This is a genomic window from Pseudonocardia ammonioxydans (assembly GCF_900115005.1).
Lineage (GTDB): Bacteria > Actinomycetota > Actinomycetes > Mycobacteriales > Pseudonocardiaceae > Pseudonocardia > Pseudonocardia ammonioxydans.
The window spans coordinates 49,403-63,777 of record NZ_FOUY01000034.1; the positions used below are offsets into that span (position 1 = coordinate 49,403).

Annotated in this window: 18 protein-coding genes; 7 read left to right on the plus strand and 11 right to left on the minus strand. The window is 71.7% G+C overall.

Annotation, left to right across the window (positions count from 1 at the left end):
- Position 1: 1 nt before the first annotated feature.
- Together BM093_RS25725 and BM093_RS25730 are read left to right on the plus strand one after the other, a co-directional pair.
- Complete coding sequence (locus BM093_RS25725; protein ID WP_093351073.1) at positions 2 to 982, plus strand: ABC transporter substrate-binding protein; 981 nt, start codon at positions 2 to 4, stop codon at positions 980 to 982.
- Positions 979 to 2,196 carry an MFS transporter gene (locus BM093_RS25730; protein ID WP_093351078.1) on the plus strand — a complete coding sequence of 406 codons (1,218 nt, stop codon included), beginning with the start codon at positions 979 to 981 and terminating at the stop codon, positions 2,194 to 2,196. The genes BM093_RS25725 and BM093_RS25730 overlap by 4 nt, the downstream gene beginning before the upstream one ends.
- A gap of 141 nt (positions 2,197 to 2,337) precedes the next feature.
- On the opposite strand, the gene BM093_RS25735 is transcribed toward BM093_RS25730, so the two are convergent.
- On the minus strand, positions 2,338 to 2,706 hold the full coding sequence (locus BM093_RS25735) for a DoxX family protein (RefSeq protein WP_093351082.1): 369 nt from the start codon (positions 2,704 to 2,706) through the stop codon (positions 2,338 to 2,340).
- Positions 2,703 to 2,999, minus strand: coding sequence for a hypothetical protein (locus tag BM093_RS25740; RefSeq protein ID WP_093351087.1), 297 nt, complete (start codon positions 2,997 to 2,999; stop codon positions 2,703 to 2,705). Before BM093_RS25740 ends, BM093_RS25735 begins: the two co-directional genes overlap by 4 nt.
- Before the next feature lie 84 nt (positions 3,000 to 3,083).
- Between BM093_RS25740 and BM093_RS25745 the strand changes: the two genes are divergently transcribed.
- On the plus strand, positions 3,084 to 3,947 hold the full coding sequence (locus BM093_RS25745) for a sigma-70 family RNA polymerase sigma factor (protein WP_093351092.1): 864 nt from the start codon (positions 3,084 to 3,086) through the stop codon (positions 3,945 to 3,947).
- 152 nt (positions 3,948 to 4,099) lie between these two features.
- Here the strand turns inward: BM093_RS25745 and BM093_RS25750 are convergent, their stop codons facing one another.
- The 3 genes from BM093_RS25750 to BM093_RS25760 form a co-directional block, all read right to left on the minus strand.
- Positions 4,100 to 4,714, minus strand: coding sequence for a DedA family protein (locus BM093_RS25750; RefSeq protein ID WP_093351097.1), 615 nt, complete (start codon positions 4,712 to 4,714; stop codon positions 4,100 to 4,102).
- A 75-nt stretch (positions 4,715 to 4,789) separates the two neighbouring features.
- Positions 4,790 to 5,959: an LCP family protein gene (locus BM093_RS25755; RefSeq protein ID WP_093351102.1), complete on the minus strand. Its 1,170-nt coding sequence runs from the start codon at positions 5,957 to 5,959 to the stop codon at positions 4,790 to 4,792.
- A gap of 443 nt (positions 5,960 to 6,402) precedes the next feature.
- Positions 6,403 to 6,753: an ArsR/SmtB family transcription factor gene (locus BM093_RS25760; protein WP_093351106.1), complete on the minus strand. Its 351-nt coding sequence runs from the start codon at positions 6,751 to 6,753 to the stop codon at positions 6,403 to 6,405.
- 320 nt (positions 6,754 to 7,073) lie between these two features.
- Between BM093_RS25760 and BM093_RS25765 the strand changes: the two genes are divergently transcribed.
- The 3 genes from BM093_RS25765 (at position 7,074) to BM093_RS25775 (ending at position 8,008) form a co-directional block, all read left to right on the plus strand.
- On the plus strand, positions 7,074 to 7,445 hold the full coding sequence (locus BM093_RS25765; RefSeq protein WP_093351111.1) for a hypothetical protein: 372 nt from the start codon (positions 7,074 to 7,076) through the stop codon (positions 7,443 to 7,445).
- Complete coding sequence (tatA, locus tag BM093_RS38005; RefSeq protein WP_093351116.1) at positions 7,445 to 7,654, plus strand: twin-arginine translocase TatA/TatE family subunit; 210 nt, start codon at positions 7,445 to 7,447, stop codon at positions 7,652 to 7,654. Before BM093_RS25765 ends, tatA begins: the two co-directional genes overlap by 1 nt.
- A 63-nt stretch (positions 7,655 to 7,717) precedes the next feature.
- The gene (locus tag BM093_RS25775) at positions 7,718 to 8,008 is read left to right on the plus strand and encodes a tyrosine-type recombinase/integrase (protein ID WP_093351121.1); all 291 of its coding nucleotides are present in this window, start codon (positions 7,718 to 7,720) and stop codon (positions 8,006 to 8,008) included.
- 219 nt (positions 8,009 to 8,227) lie between these two features.
- Here BM093_RS25775 and BM093_RS25780 read toward each other — a convergent pair whose 3' ends face one another.
- From BM093_RS25780 to BM093_RS36175, 3 genes are all read right to left on the minus strand, one after another.
- A complete protein-coding gene (locus tag BM093_RS25780) occupies positions 8,228 to 8,488 on the minus strand; it encodes a hypothetical protein (protein ID WP_143105521.1) in 261 nt (86 codons plus the stop codon).
- Positions 8,489 to 8,556: 68 nt separating this feature from the next.
- On the minus strand, positions 8,557 to 9,099 hold the full coding sequence (locus BM093_RS25785; RefSeq protein ID WP_093351129.1) for a hypothetical protein: 543 nt from the start codon (positions 9,097 to 9,099) through the stop codon (positions 8,557 to 8,559).
- A 289-nt stretch (positions 9,100 to 9,388) separates the two neighbouring features.
- Positions 9,389 to 9,649 carry a hypothetical protein gene (locus tag BM093_RS36175; RefSeq protein WP_177238708.1) on the minus strand — a complete coding sequence of 87 codons (261 nt, stop codon included), beginning with the start codon at positions 9,647 to 9,649 and terminating at the stop codon, positions 9,389 to 9,391.
- Between the two features lie 135 nt (positions 9,650 to 9,784).
- Here BM093_RS36175 and BM093_RS25795 point away from each other — a divergent pair.
- A protein-coding gene (locus BM093_RS25795) for an IS5 family transposase (protein ID WP_093351138.1) occupies positions 9,785 to 10,611 on the plus strand; the annotation gives its coding sequence in 2 pieces (ribosomal slippage) (positions 9,785 to 9,986 and positions 9,986 to 10,611; 828 coding nt in all).
- A 17-nt stretch (positions 10,612 to 10,628) separates the two neighbouring features.
- On the opposite strand, the gene BM093_RS25800 is transcribed toward BM093_RS25795, so the two are convergent.
- The 3 genes from BM093_RS25800 to BM093_RS25810 all read right to left on the minus strand — a co-directional run bounded on the left by BM093_RS25800 (position 10,629) and on the right by BM093_RS25810 (position 14,254).
- On the minus strand, positions 10,629 to 11,222 hold the full coding sequence (locus BM093_RS25800; RefSeq protein ID WP_093351144.1) for a plasmid pRiA4b ORF-3 family protein: 594 nt from the start codon (positions 11,220 to 11,222) through the stop codon (positions 10,629 to 10,631).
- Between the two features lie 210 nt (positions 11,223 to 11,432).
- Positions 11,433 to 12,656, minus strand: coding sequence for an IS701 family transposase (locus BM093_RS25805; RefSeq protein ID WP_425439201.1), 1,224 nt, complete (start codon positions 12,654 to 12,656; stop codon positions 11,433 to 11,435).
- A gap of 200 nt (positions 12,657 to 12,856) precedes the next feature.
- Positions 12,857 to 14,254 (minus strand): IS1380 family transposase, encoded by a 1,398-nt coding sequence (locus tag BM093_RS25810; RefSeq protein ID WP_093343151.1) that lies wholly within the window; start codon positions 14,252 to 14,254, stop codon positions 12,857 to 12,859.
- Between the last annotated feature and the right edge of the window lie 121 nt (positions 14,255 to 14,375).

Genomic DNA, 14,375 nt, shown 5'->3' on the forward strand with positions numbered 1-14,375 from the left:
CGTGCGCACGACCCGCGCCGTACCCCTGCTGCTCGCCACCCTGCTCGCCGCCACCGCCTGCGGCGCGCAGGTCGAGCGGTCGACGGCGGAGACCGTCACCGTCCCCCGCTGCGCGCAGCCGGTGCCCTACCGCGCCCCCGAACGCGCCGTCGCCTACGAGGCCGGCAGCGCCGACAAGCTGTTCGCCCTCGGGCTGGGCGAGAAGGTGCGCGGCTACGTCATGCCGCCGGCGAACCCGCCCGTCGAGGAGTCCCCCTGGGCCGCCGACTACGCCGCCACCGAGAAACTCTCCACCGACCTGCTGAACCGCGAGCTCGTCGTCGACGCGGGCGCCGATCTCGTCGTCGCGGGCTGGCGGTCCGGGTTCTCCGACGAACGCGGCATCACCCCGGAGCTGCTCGACCGGCTCGGCATCGGAAGCTTCATGCACACCGAGACCTGCTGGAACTACCCCGGCTTCCCCGAGCGGGTCGCGCCGCTCGAGGGGCTCTACGAGGACATGCACCGGCTCGGCGCGATCTTCCGGGTGCCCGAGCGGGCCGACGACGTCGTCGCCGGGATGCAGGCCAGGGTCGCCGCCGTGACCGACGCCGCGCCGCGACTGGACCCGCCACCGTCGGTGTTCCTCTACGACTCGGGCACCGACCGGCCCAACACCGCGGGCAACCAGGTGCCGCCGAACGACATCATCACCCTCGCCGGGGGCCGCAACGTCCTCGACGACGTCGACGGCCGCTGGACCGACGTCGGCTGGGAGACCGTCGTCGAGCGGCAGCCGGAGATCATCATGATCCTCGACTACGGCGACCAGAGCGCCGAGCAGAAGATCGACTACCTGACCTCGCTGCCGCAGCTGCGCAGCGTCCCGGCGATCGCGAACCGGAACTTCTTCGTGCTCGACTACAACGAGGGCATCAGCGGCCCCCGCAACATCGACGGACTGGAGCGCTTCGGCGCCTACCTGCGGGAGTTCCGCCGGTGACGGGCGCGCGGACCGTCCTGCGCGACGGCGCGTTCCTGCGGCTCTGGACCGGGACGACAGCGTCCGGCCTCGCCACCTGGGCGCTGCCGTTCGTGCTCGGCCTCGGCGTCGTCCAGGGGGTGCTGACCGCCGTCGAGCTCGGACTGGCCCTCGGGGTGCGCACGGCCGGCTTCCTCGCCGCGATGCCGGCCGGCGGTGTGCTCGCCGACCGCTACTCCCGCCGGACGACCGTCGCCTGGTCCGGCGCGCTCGCCGCGGCCGGCTCCGCGGCCACCGCGCTCGCCCTGACCGGCGCCGGCGGGATCGCCCTGCTGCTCGCCGGGTGCGCGCTCGCCGGCGTCGGGCAGGGCGCCTGCCGCCCGGCATTCCAGGCACTGGTCGCCGAGATCGTCGACGGCGACCGGCGACAGGAGGCGAACGCGGCGATGACGTTCGCCGTGCGCGGCACCACCCTCGTCGCACCGGCCATGACCGCACTGGTCGCGACCGTCCTCCCGGTCTCCGGCGTCACGCTCGGCATCACCGCGCTCTGGGTCGTCGCGGCCGTCGTCCCCGGGCCGGGGACGCACCGGCCGGTGCCCGCCGGGCCCCGCGCCGGGTTCGTCGCCGAGTTCACCGAGGGACTCACCGAGGCACGCCGGCACCCGTGGTTCCTCGCCGGGCTCGGCGCGCTGACCGCCGTGATCGCGACCGGCTACTCCGCGACCGGGGTGGCGTTGCCGCTGGTCAGCAGCGAGAACTACGGCGGATCGGCGGTGCTGGCCGCCGCACTCACCGGCTACACCGCAGGGGCACTGGTCGGCGCGGTGATCGTCGCGCGGTGGCGGCCCGTGGCGCGCGGCCGGGTCGCGCTCGCCGGGCTCGCGGTCTACGCCGTCGCGCCGCTGTCGCTGCTGACCCCGCTGCCGGTGTGGGTCGTGGTCGGCGCCTACGTGGTGTGCGGAATCGGGATCGAGCTGTTCAACGTCCCGTGGTTCACCGCCGTGCAGCGCGAGGTCGAGCCGTCGAAGCTGGCCCGGGTGTCGTCGCTGGACTTCCTGCTGTCCTACGGCCTGGCCCCGCTCGGCCTCGCACTGATCGCTCCGGCGATCGAGGCGTTCGGGTTGGGGTCGGTCCTGTTGGTGTGTGCGGCAGTGTCACTCGTGGGTCCGCTCCTGGCGATGCTCGCCCCCGGCGCTCGGCGATTCTCCCCGGAATCCGCGCCGGGACGGTAGGCGGCGGCAGCGACACGAGCCGCATCCCTGCATGACGGAACCGGAACGGATCGGCCGCCGAGCGCCCGGACGAGAGGAGGCGATCACTCGACGGCGCGGTCGCGCTCGGAAACGAGGGCCGTGTCGCTCCGTCCACCCGCGTCAGGCCGTGACCAGGGTGAAGTAGGTGACCGCGCTCAGAGCCAAGACCAGGAAGAGCACCGGGAACCCGATGTTGTGGAAGACCGACGCTCGAACGTGCGCTCCGACCGCGCACAGGTAGAACAGCACCAGTCCCACTGCCGCAGTGAGGCCGAGGGGGGCGACGCCCGCGAGCCCGACCACCAGTCCGACCGCACCGGCCCCCTTCAGGGCAGCGAGAAAGGGCAGAGCTTCAGGCCACAACCCGACCTCGGCCGAGTTCGCCAGCACGAATCGTGCCCGTGCCAGATCTGCGGCAACGATGAAGGCGTTGGCGGCGACACACACGACCGTGACGATCAGCAGCGCCGTCGAAGCCACGTCGCTCACGCGGTGTACCGCCCAAGGAGGTGAAGCGTCGACGGCGGCACAGGGCCGCCGGCCCACTCACCCACCTTGGCCAGGAACTCCCCGGCCGCCGGAACCTCGAGGAGCGGGTTGGCAGCGGCATCGGGGAGGACGAGCGTGAGCAGAAACTGCGAACTGTCCCCAACACGGGCAGCCGTGTACTCGATGCCCGTGGGCGCAGCCGCCTCGAGAGCGGCGAACAGCTTCCTGATTGCCTCCTCGACCTCGCCCACTCGCTGAGGCTCGGTGCCGAACTGGACGATCTGTACGCTCATGAGTGTCTCCTACGTGCTGGGGCTGTCGACGTCTGGTTGGTCGCCCGTCATGACGCCCGGCACGACCGAAAGGTGACCGCTCATATGGACTTGGCCAACGAATTCGAGGTGGCACGGCGTCGGCTGCTCTCACTCGCCCACCGAATCCTCGGCTCGCTCGAAGACGCCGAGGACGCCGTGCAAACTGCCTGGCTGCGCGCAGACGGCGCAGCCCAGACCCAGGTCGACAACCCGGCCGCCTGGTTCACCACCGTGACCGCGCGCGTGTGCCTCGACCAGCTGCGATCACGGGAACGACGCGGAGAACTGCCACTCCTGGCCGACGCGATCCCCGGTGACCAGCTTGCCGCCGACGAGGAGTTCCTCCGGCGCGAAGACATCTCACGTGCACTCCTCGTGCTCCTCGACCAGCTCACCGCCACCCAGCGAGTCGCCTACGTCCTGCACGACATCTTCCGCATACCGTTCGGCGAGGTAGCCGTCGTACTGAACACCACACCGACGACCGCGAAGAAGCTGGCCAGCCGTGCACGGCAGCGCCTCGAAGGAGCCGACGCGGCATCCACCGAAGCCTCAGACGAATCAGGTCACCGGCGGATCGTCGACGCGTTCCTCGCGGCCGCTCGTGGCGGACGCATCGACACCCTCACTGCGCTGATGGCACCTGACGTCGTGCGGGCCGCCGATCCAGCGGTGCTTCCCGACGGCGGAGCCGTCGAAGTCGTCGGGAATCGCGCCGTGGCCGAGGAGACCCGCTACTTCACCGACCGGGTTCATGCCAGCATCCCGATGCTCGTCAACGGCACCGACGCCGCGGTCATCGCCCCCGGCGGGCACCCGCTCGCGGCCATCACCTTCACGTTCGAGAACAACAAGATCGCCCGTATCGAGATCACTCGCCTCAAGCCGACCGACACGGTCAGCGCGAGGCGCCCCAGCAGCGCCTGACCTCCTCCGCGCCCGGGGCGGGATCCGCTCGACCCGGGCCCGACCGGCTCGCAACCGTGATCGGCACCGCGGTTCAGCCGTGCCCACCCGGTCGCGGGGGTGGAACCACCCGCTCGTCACCCGGACCGGGGCCGCTGTCACCGATTCCGCTGTCATCGACGCCGGGCCGCAGTGCGGTGACCTCCGCGCGGACCTCCCGCGCGCCGGGGAGCCGCACGGCGCCGACGCACCGCCCACACGGCCGCCCCGGCCACGATCCCGACCGCCAGCACCGCCCAGCCCAGGACGCCGAAGGCGTGCTCGAACTGCGTCGCCGCCTCACGGAGCAGGTAGCCGACGGCGATGTGCAGCGTCGCCCAGACGCTCGCCCCCACCATGGCGGCCGGCAGGAAGCGGTACATCCCCAGCCCCGAGGCCCCTGCCGCGGCCGGTGTCATCGTCCGCACCACCGGCAGGAAGCGGGCGCCGAGCACCGCCCAGGTGCCGTGCCGGCGCAGGATGTGCGCGGCGTGGTCCCACTTGTCGCGACCCATCCTGGCGATCAGGGCGGTCTCGCGTAGTCGCGGGCCGAATCGGCGGCCGATCGTGTACCCGATGGCGTCCCCGGTGACGGCGGCGACCGCGACGACTCCGATCACCAGGACCGCTGCCGGCACGTCGGCCACGCCCATAGCGGCGGCGATCAACACCGTCTCGCCGGGCAGGATCAAGCCGACCCCGAGGGTGCACTCACCGAGGGCGACCACCCCGGCGACGAGGACCACCACCCACAACGGGACGGCCGTGAAGAACTCGATGATCTCTGAGATGGGGACTCCTCGGCTCGGAGGGGCGGGCAGCGGTCAGTCCACGCAGGGCACGCCGTCGGCGGTCAGGGCCGGCGGGTCGTCCTCGGCGGTCCCGCCGGTCACGTCTCCGGGGTCGGCGTTCCCGTCGTCGTCGGGCTCGGCGGGGACCGAGTCACCGCCCGGCGCCGCGGCGCGGGCGGTGTCGGCAGGGTCGACCGGCGGCGGGTCGGCCGGGTCGGCACCGGTCAGCCCGGCGAAGAATGCGGTCACCCGCTCCGGATCGACCTCGACCGCGACCCCCTCGGAGCCGGTGCGCAGGTCCGAGCGTTCGGTCGGGACGGTCCGGAACTCGACCCGGTCCCCCCGCAGCCGTCCGGCGTGCGCGATCAGCGACGCCAGGTCCCACTCCTGGTCCAGCACGACGGCCCCGTTCACCGCGCGCAGCAGCGCCGCGACGGCAGTCGGGTCGGCGAGCGTCCCGGCGGAGAGCAGCCGGTGAGTCAACCCGGCCAGGAACGCCTGTTGGCGGCGCACCCGGTCCAGGTCACCGCCGGGCAGGCCGTGCCGCTGCCGGACGAACGACAGCGCAGCTGCGCCCTCGACGGTCTGCGGGCCGGCGTCGAAGTCGGCGCCGGAGTACCGGTCGTCGACGGGGGCGCGCAGGCACACCGGGACCCCGCCGAGCGCACGGGTGATCTCCGCGAACCCGGCCAGATTGACCTGGGCGTAGTGGTCGATCGAGACGCCGGTGAACCGCTCGACGGTCTGCACCAGCGTCCGGCTGCCGGCCGCGTTGGCTTCCTTCTCCAGCTCGGGGCCGGTGACGCCGCGGGCCGCGAGGTCTTGCCGGGCCACCGCCGCGCTGCGGGCGAGCGCCGAATTGATCTTGCGTTTGCCGAAGCCGGGCACCTCGACCCAGGCGTCCCGCGGGATGGAGACGGCCGAAGCGCCCTGCGACGGGTCGTCCGGGACCCGGACGACCATCAGTGTGTCGGTGTTCTGCTCGCCGTCGGAGTCGCCGGCGTTCAGTGCGTCCAGGACGTCGCGGGGCAGCGGGTTGCCGTTCGCGTCGACCCGGGAGTCGCTGCCGACCAGCAGGATGTCGGTCGCACCGTCGGCGACATGGCCGCCGGTGATGTCCGCGGTGACGAGACCGCCGTCCCCGCCGAGCACCGCGTAGCCGGTGCCGGTGGCCAGGAAGACGGTCGCGGACAGCGCGGCCACCCAGGTTCGGGACCGGCTCCGGCGTCGCGGCGGGCGTTCGGTGGAGCGTGGCCACGGCGGGGCGGCCGCGGGCCGCGGTCGCACCGGGACGGTCGAGGCCGCGTCCACCGGCTCGCGTCCGGGGCCGGGTACGCGCCGGGGACGCCCGGACGGCGGAGCGGTGGCGGGACCCGGTCGGGGGGCCGCACCGCGGGCCGCGGGCCGGGACGGTGGTGGCGTGGTAGGCCACCCGCCGGGCGGCGGGGCCGGACGCCGGGCGGGCGGCGGCACCGGGCGGGCCGCGGGTGGCGGCGCCGGGCGGCCCGGGCGGGGCGCCGACCTGCGGCCCCGGTCCACCGACCCGGGACGCCTCGGGGGCGGGCCCGCGACCCGGCCGGGCGGCGGGGCTGCCGGGCCGTCCGGGTGCGGGTCCGGGCGACCGGGCCCGAGTACGTCCCCCCGGCTCACGCGATGCCCTGCGCCCGGCCCGAACGACCGGCACGGCGGCGGTCCGCCTCGGCGCCGACCACAGCCTGGACGAGCTCGACCGCACGCGGGTCGGCGATCGCGTAGATCTGGTGTCGGCCCTCTCGACGGGAGCGGACGGGGCCGGCCGGCTTCAGCTCGGCGAGGTGCTGGCCGGCCGCGGCGACCGGCTGGCCGAGCGTGCCGGCCAGGGTGCCGACGTCGCTGGGACCGGCCGCAAGCAGCCAGACCACCTGCAGCCGGGAGGTCGCGCTGAGCATCCCGAACGGCGTCGTGACGTCGGTCAACAGCTCGGGATCGAGGGGGTGCCCCTCCACCGGCTCGTCCACCGCTCCTCCAAACACTTGCGCCAGTTACGCAAGTGTTACCGTACCCGGACGCTCACGGCTGCAGTGGCCGGACCCGGAGGTGCGAGAGCGATGGACCCGACGACGGAGGCCGGGGCCCCGCCGTCCACTCCCCCACCGTCGGGTGCCCGCGCGAGCGGCACCGTCGCCCCCGGCGGGGCCGCACTACGCGGGTACGCTGACGCCGCGTTCGCCCTTCTCCGCGGCCTCGAGACCTCCCCGCGCGGGCTGACCGAGAACGCCGCCGACTTGGTCCTGGTCCCGCGCCGTGGAGCGCACACCTGCTCGGCCACCCTGGCGTCGTGTTCGACCTGCTCATGTTCTGGTTGATCTGGTGGTCCCTGGGCCCGGACACCCCGCAGGAGCAGGCGGCCTTCCGGGCCGTCTGGTTCACGGACGGTGTGCTGTCCCAGATGCTGGTGCTGCTCCTGCTGCACACCCGGGCCAGGCGACCGGCCCGGCCGGTGATGCTGACGGTGGCTGCGGTCGTCGCCGCCGGGGTGACGTTGCCGTTCACCGCGCTCGTCCCGATGTTCGGGATGGCGCCCCCACCGGCGTCGGTGTCGCCCCTGCTCGCGGTCGTCGTGCCGCCGTTCCTGCTGTGCGCGGCCGCGACCCAGTCGCTCTACCTCCATCACGTGCTGGGTATCCACCCGGCGAACAAGGACCGATGATGACCCCTCCTGGACCGACCCAGCTCCTGATCGTGCTGCTCGTCGTCGTGCTGCTGTTCGGCGCGAAGAAGCTACCCGACCTGGCCCGCTCGGTCGGTCGATCGAGCCGGATCCTCCGCACCGAGTTGAACGCCACCGACCCCGGGTCGGACCCGACAGCGAGGGGCGAGGACGCCGACCGCCCCGAGGGCGGGCCGCCCACGAGATAGGTGCGCCATGCGTATGACTGTTGTCGTGCGCAACATCATTGACCGCGCTCCGTCGACGCCGAGATGCTGATCCGCCTGCTGGACAAGGACACCGATGTGCGGATCCACGATCTGCGGCACACGTATGCGTCGTGGCTGCTGCAGTCGCGGAAGGTGTCGATCGAGGGGATCTCGGAGCTGACGGGGCACGCGTCGATCGCGACCACGCAGCGCTACCCGCACCTGGCGGATTCGCAGTGGGCGAGCGTCGTGGACGCACTCAAGGAGCAAGCTGCCCCAAGCCTGCCCCAGAACGATCATTCAACGGGTAGCGATGATCCAGCTGTGCGACGTCTACGTAGGTCAGAAGGCTAGTTGTGCGGCGGGCCGGGCTCGAACCGGCAACCTGACGGGTCCTGAGTTCGATCTACGCAGGTGGGCGGCGGTGATCAAACATGACCAACGGTGCTGGTCACGTCTCCGATCGATCAACACCCATGCGCCATGGTGACCCGATGGAGACAGCAGTAAGCGTGGGGATACCCGTGGGTATCCGGACGGCCGAAATGCCTCGCGAGGACACTCGGCCGCCTACTACGCCGACCAGTACTGGCGCGGCAGGATGTCGCGGATGATCGACAGGTCCAGCTCACTGGCCTCGGTCATCCCCGGCCACGTGTACCCCTCCTGCTCCCCGACCTGGATCCTGTACTCCCCCAACCCTTCCCGCACGGCGCGCTCGTACAACGCCTCCACCGCATCGTCACGGGCGCTCTGCCAGTCCGAACCCGCGCCGTGGTCGGTCCAGACGACGTTCTCCGCCCCCGACCGCAACACCCCTACCCGCCACTCCATAGCCACAGAGCCTGACGTAGAACGGCCCGGCCGCGCCAGCGGCCGGGCCGAGTTATCCACAACCGCGATCACACCGGCGGCGCCTCCCCGCCGGGCGTCGCGAGCACGTCGGCGGCGATCCGCCACGCGTTGAGCATCGAGGTGTAGGCCACCGCGTCAGCCAGCTCCCAGGTGACCGGGCCGACCTGGATCCGCAGCATCGTCGGCAACTCCCGCCCCGGCTGCGCAGTCATCACATCGGCATTCACCGTCGGCATCCCCGCGAACCGCACCATCGCCGACAACAACCATGGACCCGACGCCATCACCGCGCGCCGCTCGACCGGCAACGCCTGCGACAACCCCCGTGCCAGCGGCGCCGCCGAAGCCCACTTCTGCGCGATCGTCGATGCCGTCAGATGGGTCGACATGTAAACCAAGACCGTCCCCAGCGACACCCCCAACTGGACCTGCGGGGTGCCCGCGAACCGCAGATCCACCCGCGTCGGCACGAACCCCGCCACCCGAATCGCGATGCTGCCGACCGAGGAGAACCCGCGCCCTGCGGATTCCTCGCCCATCGTCTCCGTCGTAACGGTACTGCTGGTGGTGGACTTGTTCCTGTTGCCCATCGTGGCCTCCGAACATCTGGAGGGCCTGCCGGCCCGGGAACCCCGTGAGGGGTGGCGGGGCGCTGTCCCCCGCCGCCCCTTGGGGCGCACCGGCACGGCCGGCGAGGCTCACGCTCCAGGGCAGCCCGAAGGGCTGTCGCCGCAGGCGATGCCCAGCGCCCTGGAACGTGAGACCGGCCGTGCGAAGCCACCGGGCCGACAGGCCACGCCGCAGGCGTTCCGCCCGCGATCTCGGGCCACGCGGCCATGAGCGGATCGGGGACAAACCACACGCGAGCCTTGTCCGTAGTCAGGAGGCGGTGGAGCCGTCCGGTCCGGAGCTCACCGAGGTGGGCCGGACGATGGCTCGGAGCATCCGCACCGCGGAGCCGCGCTTGGCCCGCGACGACGTCACGAGCGGAGCGCGGGCTTCACGAGCAGGACGTGCCGGGCTGGGCACCGACCGGTGGAACTCGACCGCGCCCGGGTGCAGCGGCACCGGCGGCGTCCCGGCGCCGAGCGCGGGAATCTCGGGCCCGACCTGCTCGACCCCGCCTGGAGCGAAGAGCACGCGGCCGAGGCCCTGCCCCGGCTGTCCACCCGCGCCGACCACGAGCCCGGGCTCGTGCTGCTGAGAGGTCGTTGCAGAAGTCGGAGGCGTGTCGGTCCTATGTAGATGGATTCGGTCGGGTGATGCTCGGGATCGATGGCAAGGGCATCGACGGTCGAACGACTGGTCACCGACGAGCTGTGGGAACTGATTGAGCCGCTGCTTCCCCGGCCTCGGCCACGTCGGCGAGGCGCGCGGACGGGCCGGCCACCGGTACCGGACCGGGCCGCGCTGGCGGGGATCGTGTTCGTGCTGACCACGGGGATCGGCTGGAACGACCTGCCGCCCGAGCTGGGCTGGGATCAGGGACCACCTGCTGGCGACGGCTACGCGACTGGCAGCGGGCGGGGGTCTGGGATGAGCTGCACCGAGTGGTCCTTGATCGGCTCGGCCAGGCTGGGGTTCTGGACTGGTCGCGGGCCGCGGTGGACTCGGTCAGCATGCGCGCCAAACGCCGCGGCGAACAGACGGGACCCTCGCCGACCGACCGTGGGAAGGCCGGGTCGAAGTACCACGTGCTCTGCGACCGCAACGGCCTGCCGCTGCACGCGGTCGTGTCCGGCGCGAACACCCACGACAGCCGGATGCTGACCGAGCTGCTCGACACCAACCCCGGCGTCCGCGAACGGCACGGCCAGGCCGAACGCCCGCGGCGGCGTCCCGGCAAGCTGCACGCCGACAAGGGCTACGACTACCCGCGCTGCCGCCGCTACCTGACCGGGCGCGGGATCGGCGTGCGGATCGCTCGCCGCGGGGTCGAGGATTCCCAGCGGCTGGGCCGGGTCCGGTGGGTGGTGGAACGCACCATGGCCTGGCTGCTGTCGTTTCGGCGGCTCGGGCTGCGCTATGAACGCTCCCGCACCAGCATCGAGGCCTTGCTGAAGCTGGCGTGCGCGTTGACCTGCTTGCGCCGCCTGCCCTGACGACCCGTCTCAGGAGATCAGGACCGCGCTGTCGGGCTCGACCCGGCCAGCGGCGCCCAGGCCAGCCGCTCCAGCGTCCGGTCGGTGGCGGCGAGGTCGAAGTAGTGCGGGTCGAACCGGTCCGAGCCCCACCACTCGACCCGCTCGACGTGCTCAGCATGCTCCGGGTCGGTGAGCGCGTCGACGAACTCCGGGTAGCCGAACACCCCGCCCACATCCTCAGGCGGACACGCACCCTGCCCCTCGACACAACGCGGGTAACGCACCCCAGGCTCCGGGGCGGCGACCGCGTCGACGACCAGCACGTGGTGCCAGTTGTCGCCGAAGTCGTAGACATAGCCCGCGTCCTGTCCGGCGGTCAGCACCCGGAACAGCTTCGTCCTGGCCTCGTCGAGCGTGCCGGTGTCGAAGTCCGGATCCGGCATCCCATAACGGACACCGTCGATCTCGAACTCGTGCAGGTGGGAGTTGGTCCAGCCCATCGCGTCCTGCACGACCTCGTGCAGGACCGCGAGACTGGCCTCACCCGGGACCTCGACCACCCGTCGCACGGTCGGTTCGACATCGACCAGCACGATCTCGATCCGGAAAATCTTCGTCTTCGTCGTCACCCGAGGCCTCGCCATGCCCGCGATGCTCCCACCGCCCCCTTGGAGCGCCCGGTACCCGCTCCCGGACTTCTGCAATGACCTCTAATACTCCAGCCGCACTTCGTTAGATTGCATGTCGTCGTCGCCGGTAGTGGCTGTCGCGGGCGCGGTGTTGGTGTCGTCGTCGCCAGGTCGACCAGGCCCAGCACAGGGCCTGGGTAGGGACGTGGATCAGAGGTGCCAGGAGACGTCGGAGTTCGGCGAGGGTGAGCGGGATGAGCTCGTGACCAGGTATTGTGGGGCGATTGCCGCGGTGACTGAGAGGTAGGCGTGGGCGAGCATGGCCAGGGTGATGTGGCGGTACCAGGCGTCGTAGCGGCGGACTTGGTAGTGGTCGAGTCCGACTTCGTTCTTCGCGGTCTGGAAGCATTCCTCGATCGTCCAGCGGGTCCCGGCGACGCGGATGAGGTCGTCGTCGGTGGTGCCGGGCGGGCCGGCGCACAGGTAGTAGGCCAACTCGGAGTCCTCGCCGGCGGCGGTCTGGGTGTCGGTGAGGATCTGGCGGCGCACCAGCAGCCAGCGCCCCCACCCGGCGGGGGCGTTCTCGGGCGGATAGAGCGAGGCCACGGCCCAGTCGTCGAGCCGTTGTCCCTTCACTCCCGGGCCGGCTGAGCGGCGTTTCCATGCTCGTTCGGGAGCGCGGGCGACCAGGTCGTCGGCCCGTCGTGTGCCGCTGATCTGGGAGATGTCGGCGTCGGGGGACAACGGGATGGACTGGCTTCGGGGCACGGCGACGACGTAGCCGATCCGACGCTGCTCGCACCAGGAGCGGAACTTGTAGTCCTGCCCGTATGCCTCGTCCGCGGCCACCCACGCTGCGGGGACACCGGCGTCGAGGGCGCGGCCGAGCATGTCCTTGGCCAGGGTGGTCTTGGTGGCGAACTCGACGTCGTCGGGCACCGCCGCGGCCCGGCAGCGTTCCCGATCTCCGGTCCAGGACTTGGGCAGGTAGAGCTCGCGGTCGATCAGCGTGCGGCCCTTGCTGGTCGCATACGCGCAGAACACCCCGAGCTGGCAGTTCTCCACCCGACCCGCGGTGCCCGAGTACTGGCGCTGCACCCCCGCAGACTTGGTGCCCTTCTTCAGGAATCCAGTCTCGTCGACGACCAGTACCCCGCCGGGCTCCCCGAGATGCTCGACGACGTAGTCCCGCAGGTCATCGCGCACCCCGTCGACGTCCCAGGCCGCGGAGTTAAGCAGCCGCTGCATACCGTCCGGGGTCGTGTCGACGGCGACCTCGGCCAGCGTCCATCCGTTCTTTCCCGCCAACGGCGCCAGCAACCCACGCACGTATGCCCGTGCCCGCCGCCGCGGCTCGGTCCGGAAGAACCGGCCCGCGACCAGCCCGAACAGCCCGTCCAGGCCACCGGCCCACGCCTCAAGATCCTCCTCCAACTGCACAAGATCAGAGCCTAGCGGAAGATCACCTAACGAAGTGCGGCTGGAGTACTAAGCCTCGATCCGCAGAACCGCGTTGGTAGTGATCTTGGCCCGTGAGGTGATCATGGCGACCTGGCTCGAGGCGTGCGGGAGTCGCTGGTCTGTCCAGCTCTTCCACGGTTGTGTGCTCTCGGGCCGGGTGCCGGCGGGGTGGGTCAGGCTGTGGCCGGCGGGCTGTGGCCGATGGTGTGGTCCCAGAGCCGTTGCCATGCCGGCGCCCAGGGCCAGCGGCTGGGTAGGTGCAGCACGGGTGCGCGGGCGGGTCGTGCCAGTCGGGCGGGGACGCCGATCAGCTGTCGGCGCAGGGTCGCGCCGCGGGCGCGTGCGTGGGCGGGGCCGGCGAGGGTGCCGGCGGCGTGGAGCAGGTTGTGCGCGATCGCGGCGCACAGGGCCCAGGCGGAGTTGGCGCCGAAGTGGCCGGACGGGAGGTGGGCCAAGGGGCCGTCGATCAGGTCGGCGAACACGGTCTCGATGATCGCGTGCCGGCGGTGGACGATGTCGGCGTCCACGGTGGACAGGCCCGTGTTAGTGAAGAACGGGTGGTAGCGCCAGGCCGGGAACAGCGCATCGGGGTAGCGGGCGTCTTTGACCCGGCGCACCACCAGCCGTGCGCTGAACTGGTCATGGGTGTGGGCGAACGCGGTGTAGGGCACCTCGGCGACCTCGGCGTCGGAGATCCACGCTCCGGTGTCGGGGTCCTGGACCGCACCCGGGTAGCGCACCGGGGTCCAGGCCGTGTCCGGGATGGAGGCGATGGCGCGTTGGACGGCCCGGTTCCTGGTCACTACCAGGGAGAACTCGGCTTTGCCGCGCCGGCACGCGCGGACCACTGCGCGATTGCCGTAGGCGGAGTCGCCGCGCACGAGGATCTTCCCCGTCGCGCCGGCAGTGCGGGCGGTGGCGATCGCTTGGGCGACCATGCGCCCGGCTCCCTTGCCCGAGCCGGTCTTGCCCGCGCGCAGCCGCATCCCCGCGATCACCGGTGCGGACTGCTCGGTGCTGATCGTGGTGGCCAACGGCGAGAGGCCCTTGCGCAGCACCTGCTTGCCGGCGATCTTGGTGTGTCCGTAGGAGGCGCCCTGCTTGGCGTGCCCGTACACCGGGCGCAGCAGCGAGTCGATGTCGATGAACGCCTGCTTGTCAACCCCGGCCAGCACCCCGGTGCGTGCGGCCAGGGCGCACAGGTGCTCGCGCAGTACCGACTCCAGCTGGCGGGCGTGTCCGAAGCTGAACTCCCGCAACAGCGTGCCCAGGGTGGAGGGCGCGTACACGTCGTCGAACACGATCGGCATCCCGCCCGCGCGCAGCATGTCCAGATCATCGATGCTGTCCGCGCCGGCGCACATCCTGGCGATCACGGTGAGCAGTTTCGGTGCCGGGTTCGCCGAGCCCGACTTGACCCGCGGCGTCTTGATCGACACCTTCCCGGCGATGATCTCTGCCAGGCCGGTCTGCTCGGCCAGCCCGAGCAGCGGCACCAGGCCCGCGTCCGACACGAGATTATCCTCGTCGAAGCGCGCCGAGTCGGCGGTGAACCTGTGACAGACTCGCACTGAAAGTGCCTCTCTCGAGCCGGGTTGATCGGTGCGTCGCAACACCCATCATCCCAGCTCAGGAGGCACTTTCCTTCTTCACGCGCCGCATTACGACGAGGTTCATCTGCGGATCGAGGCT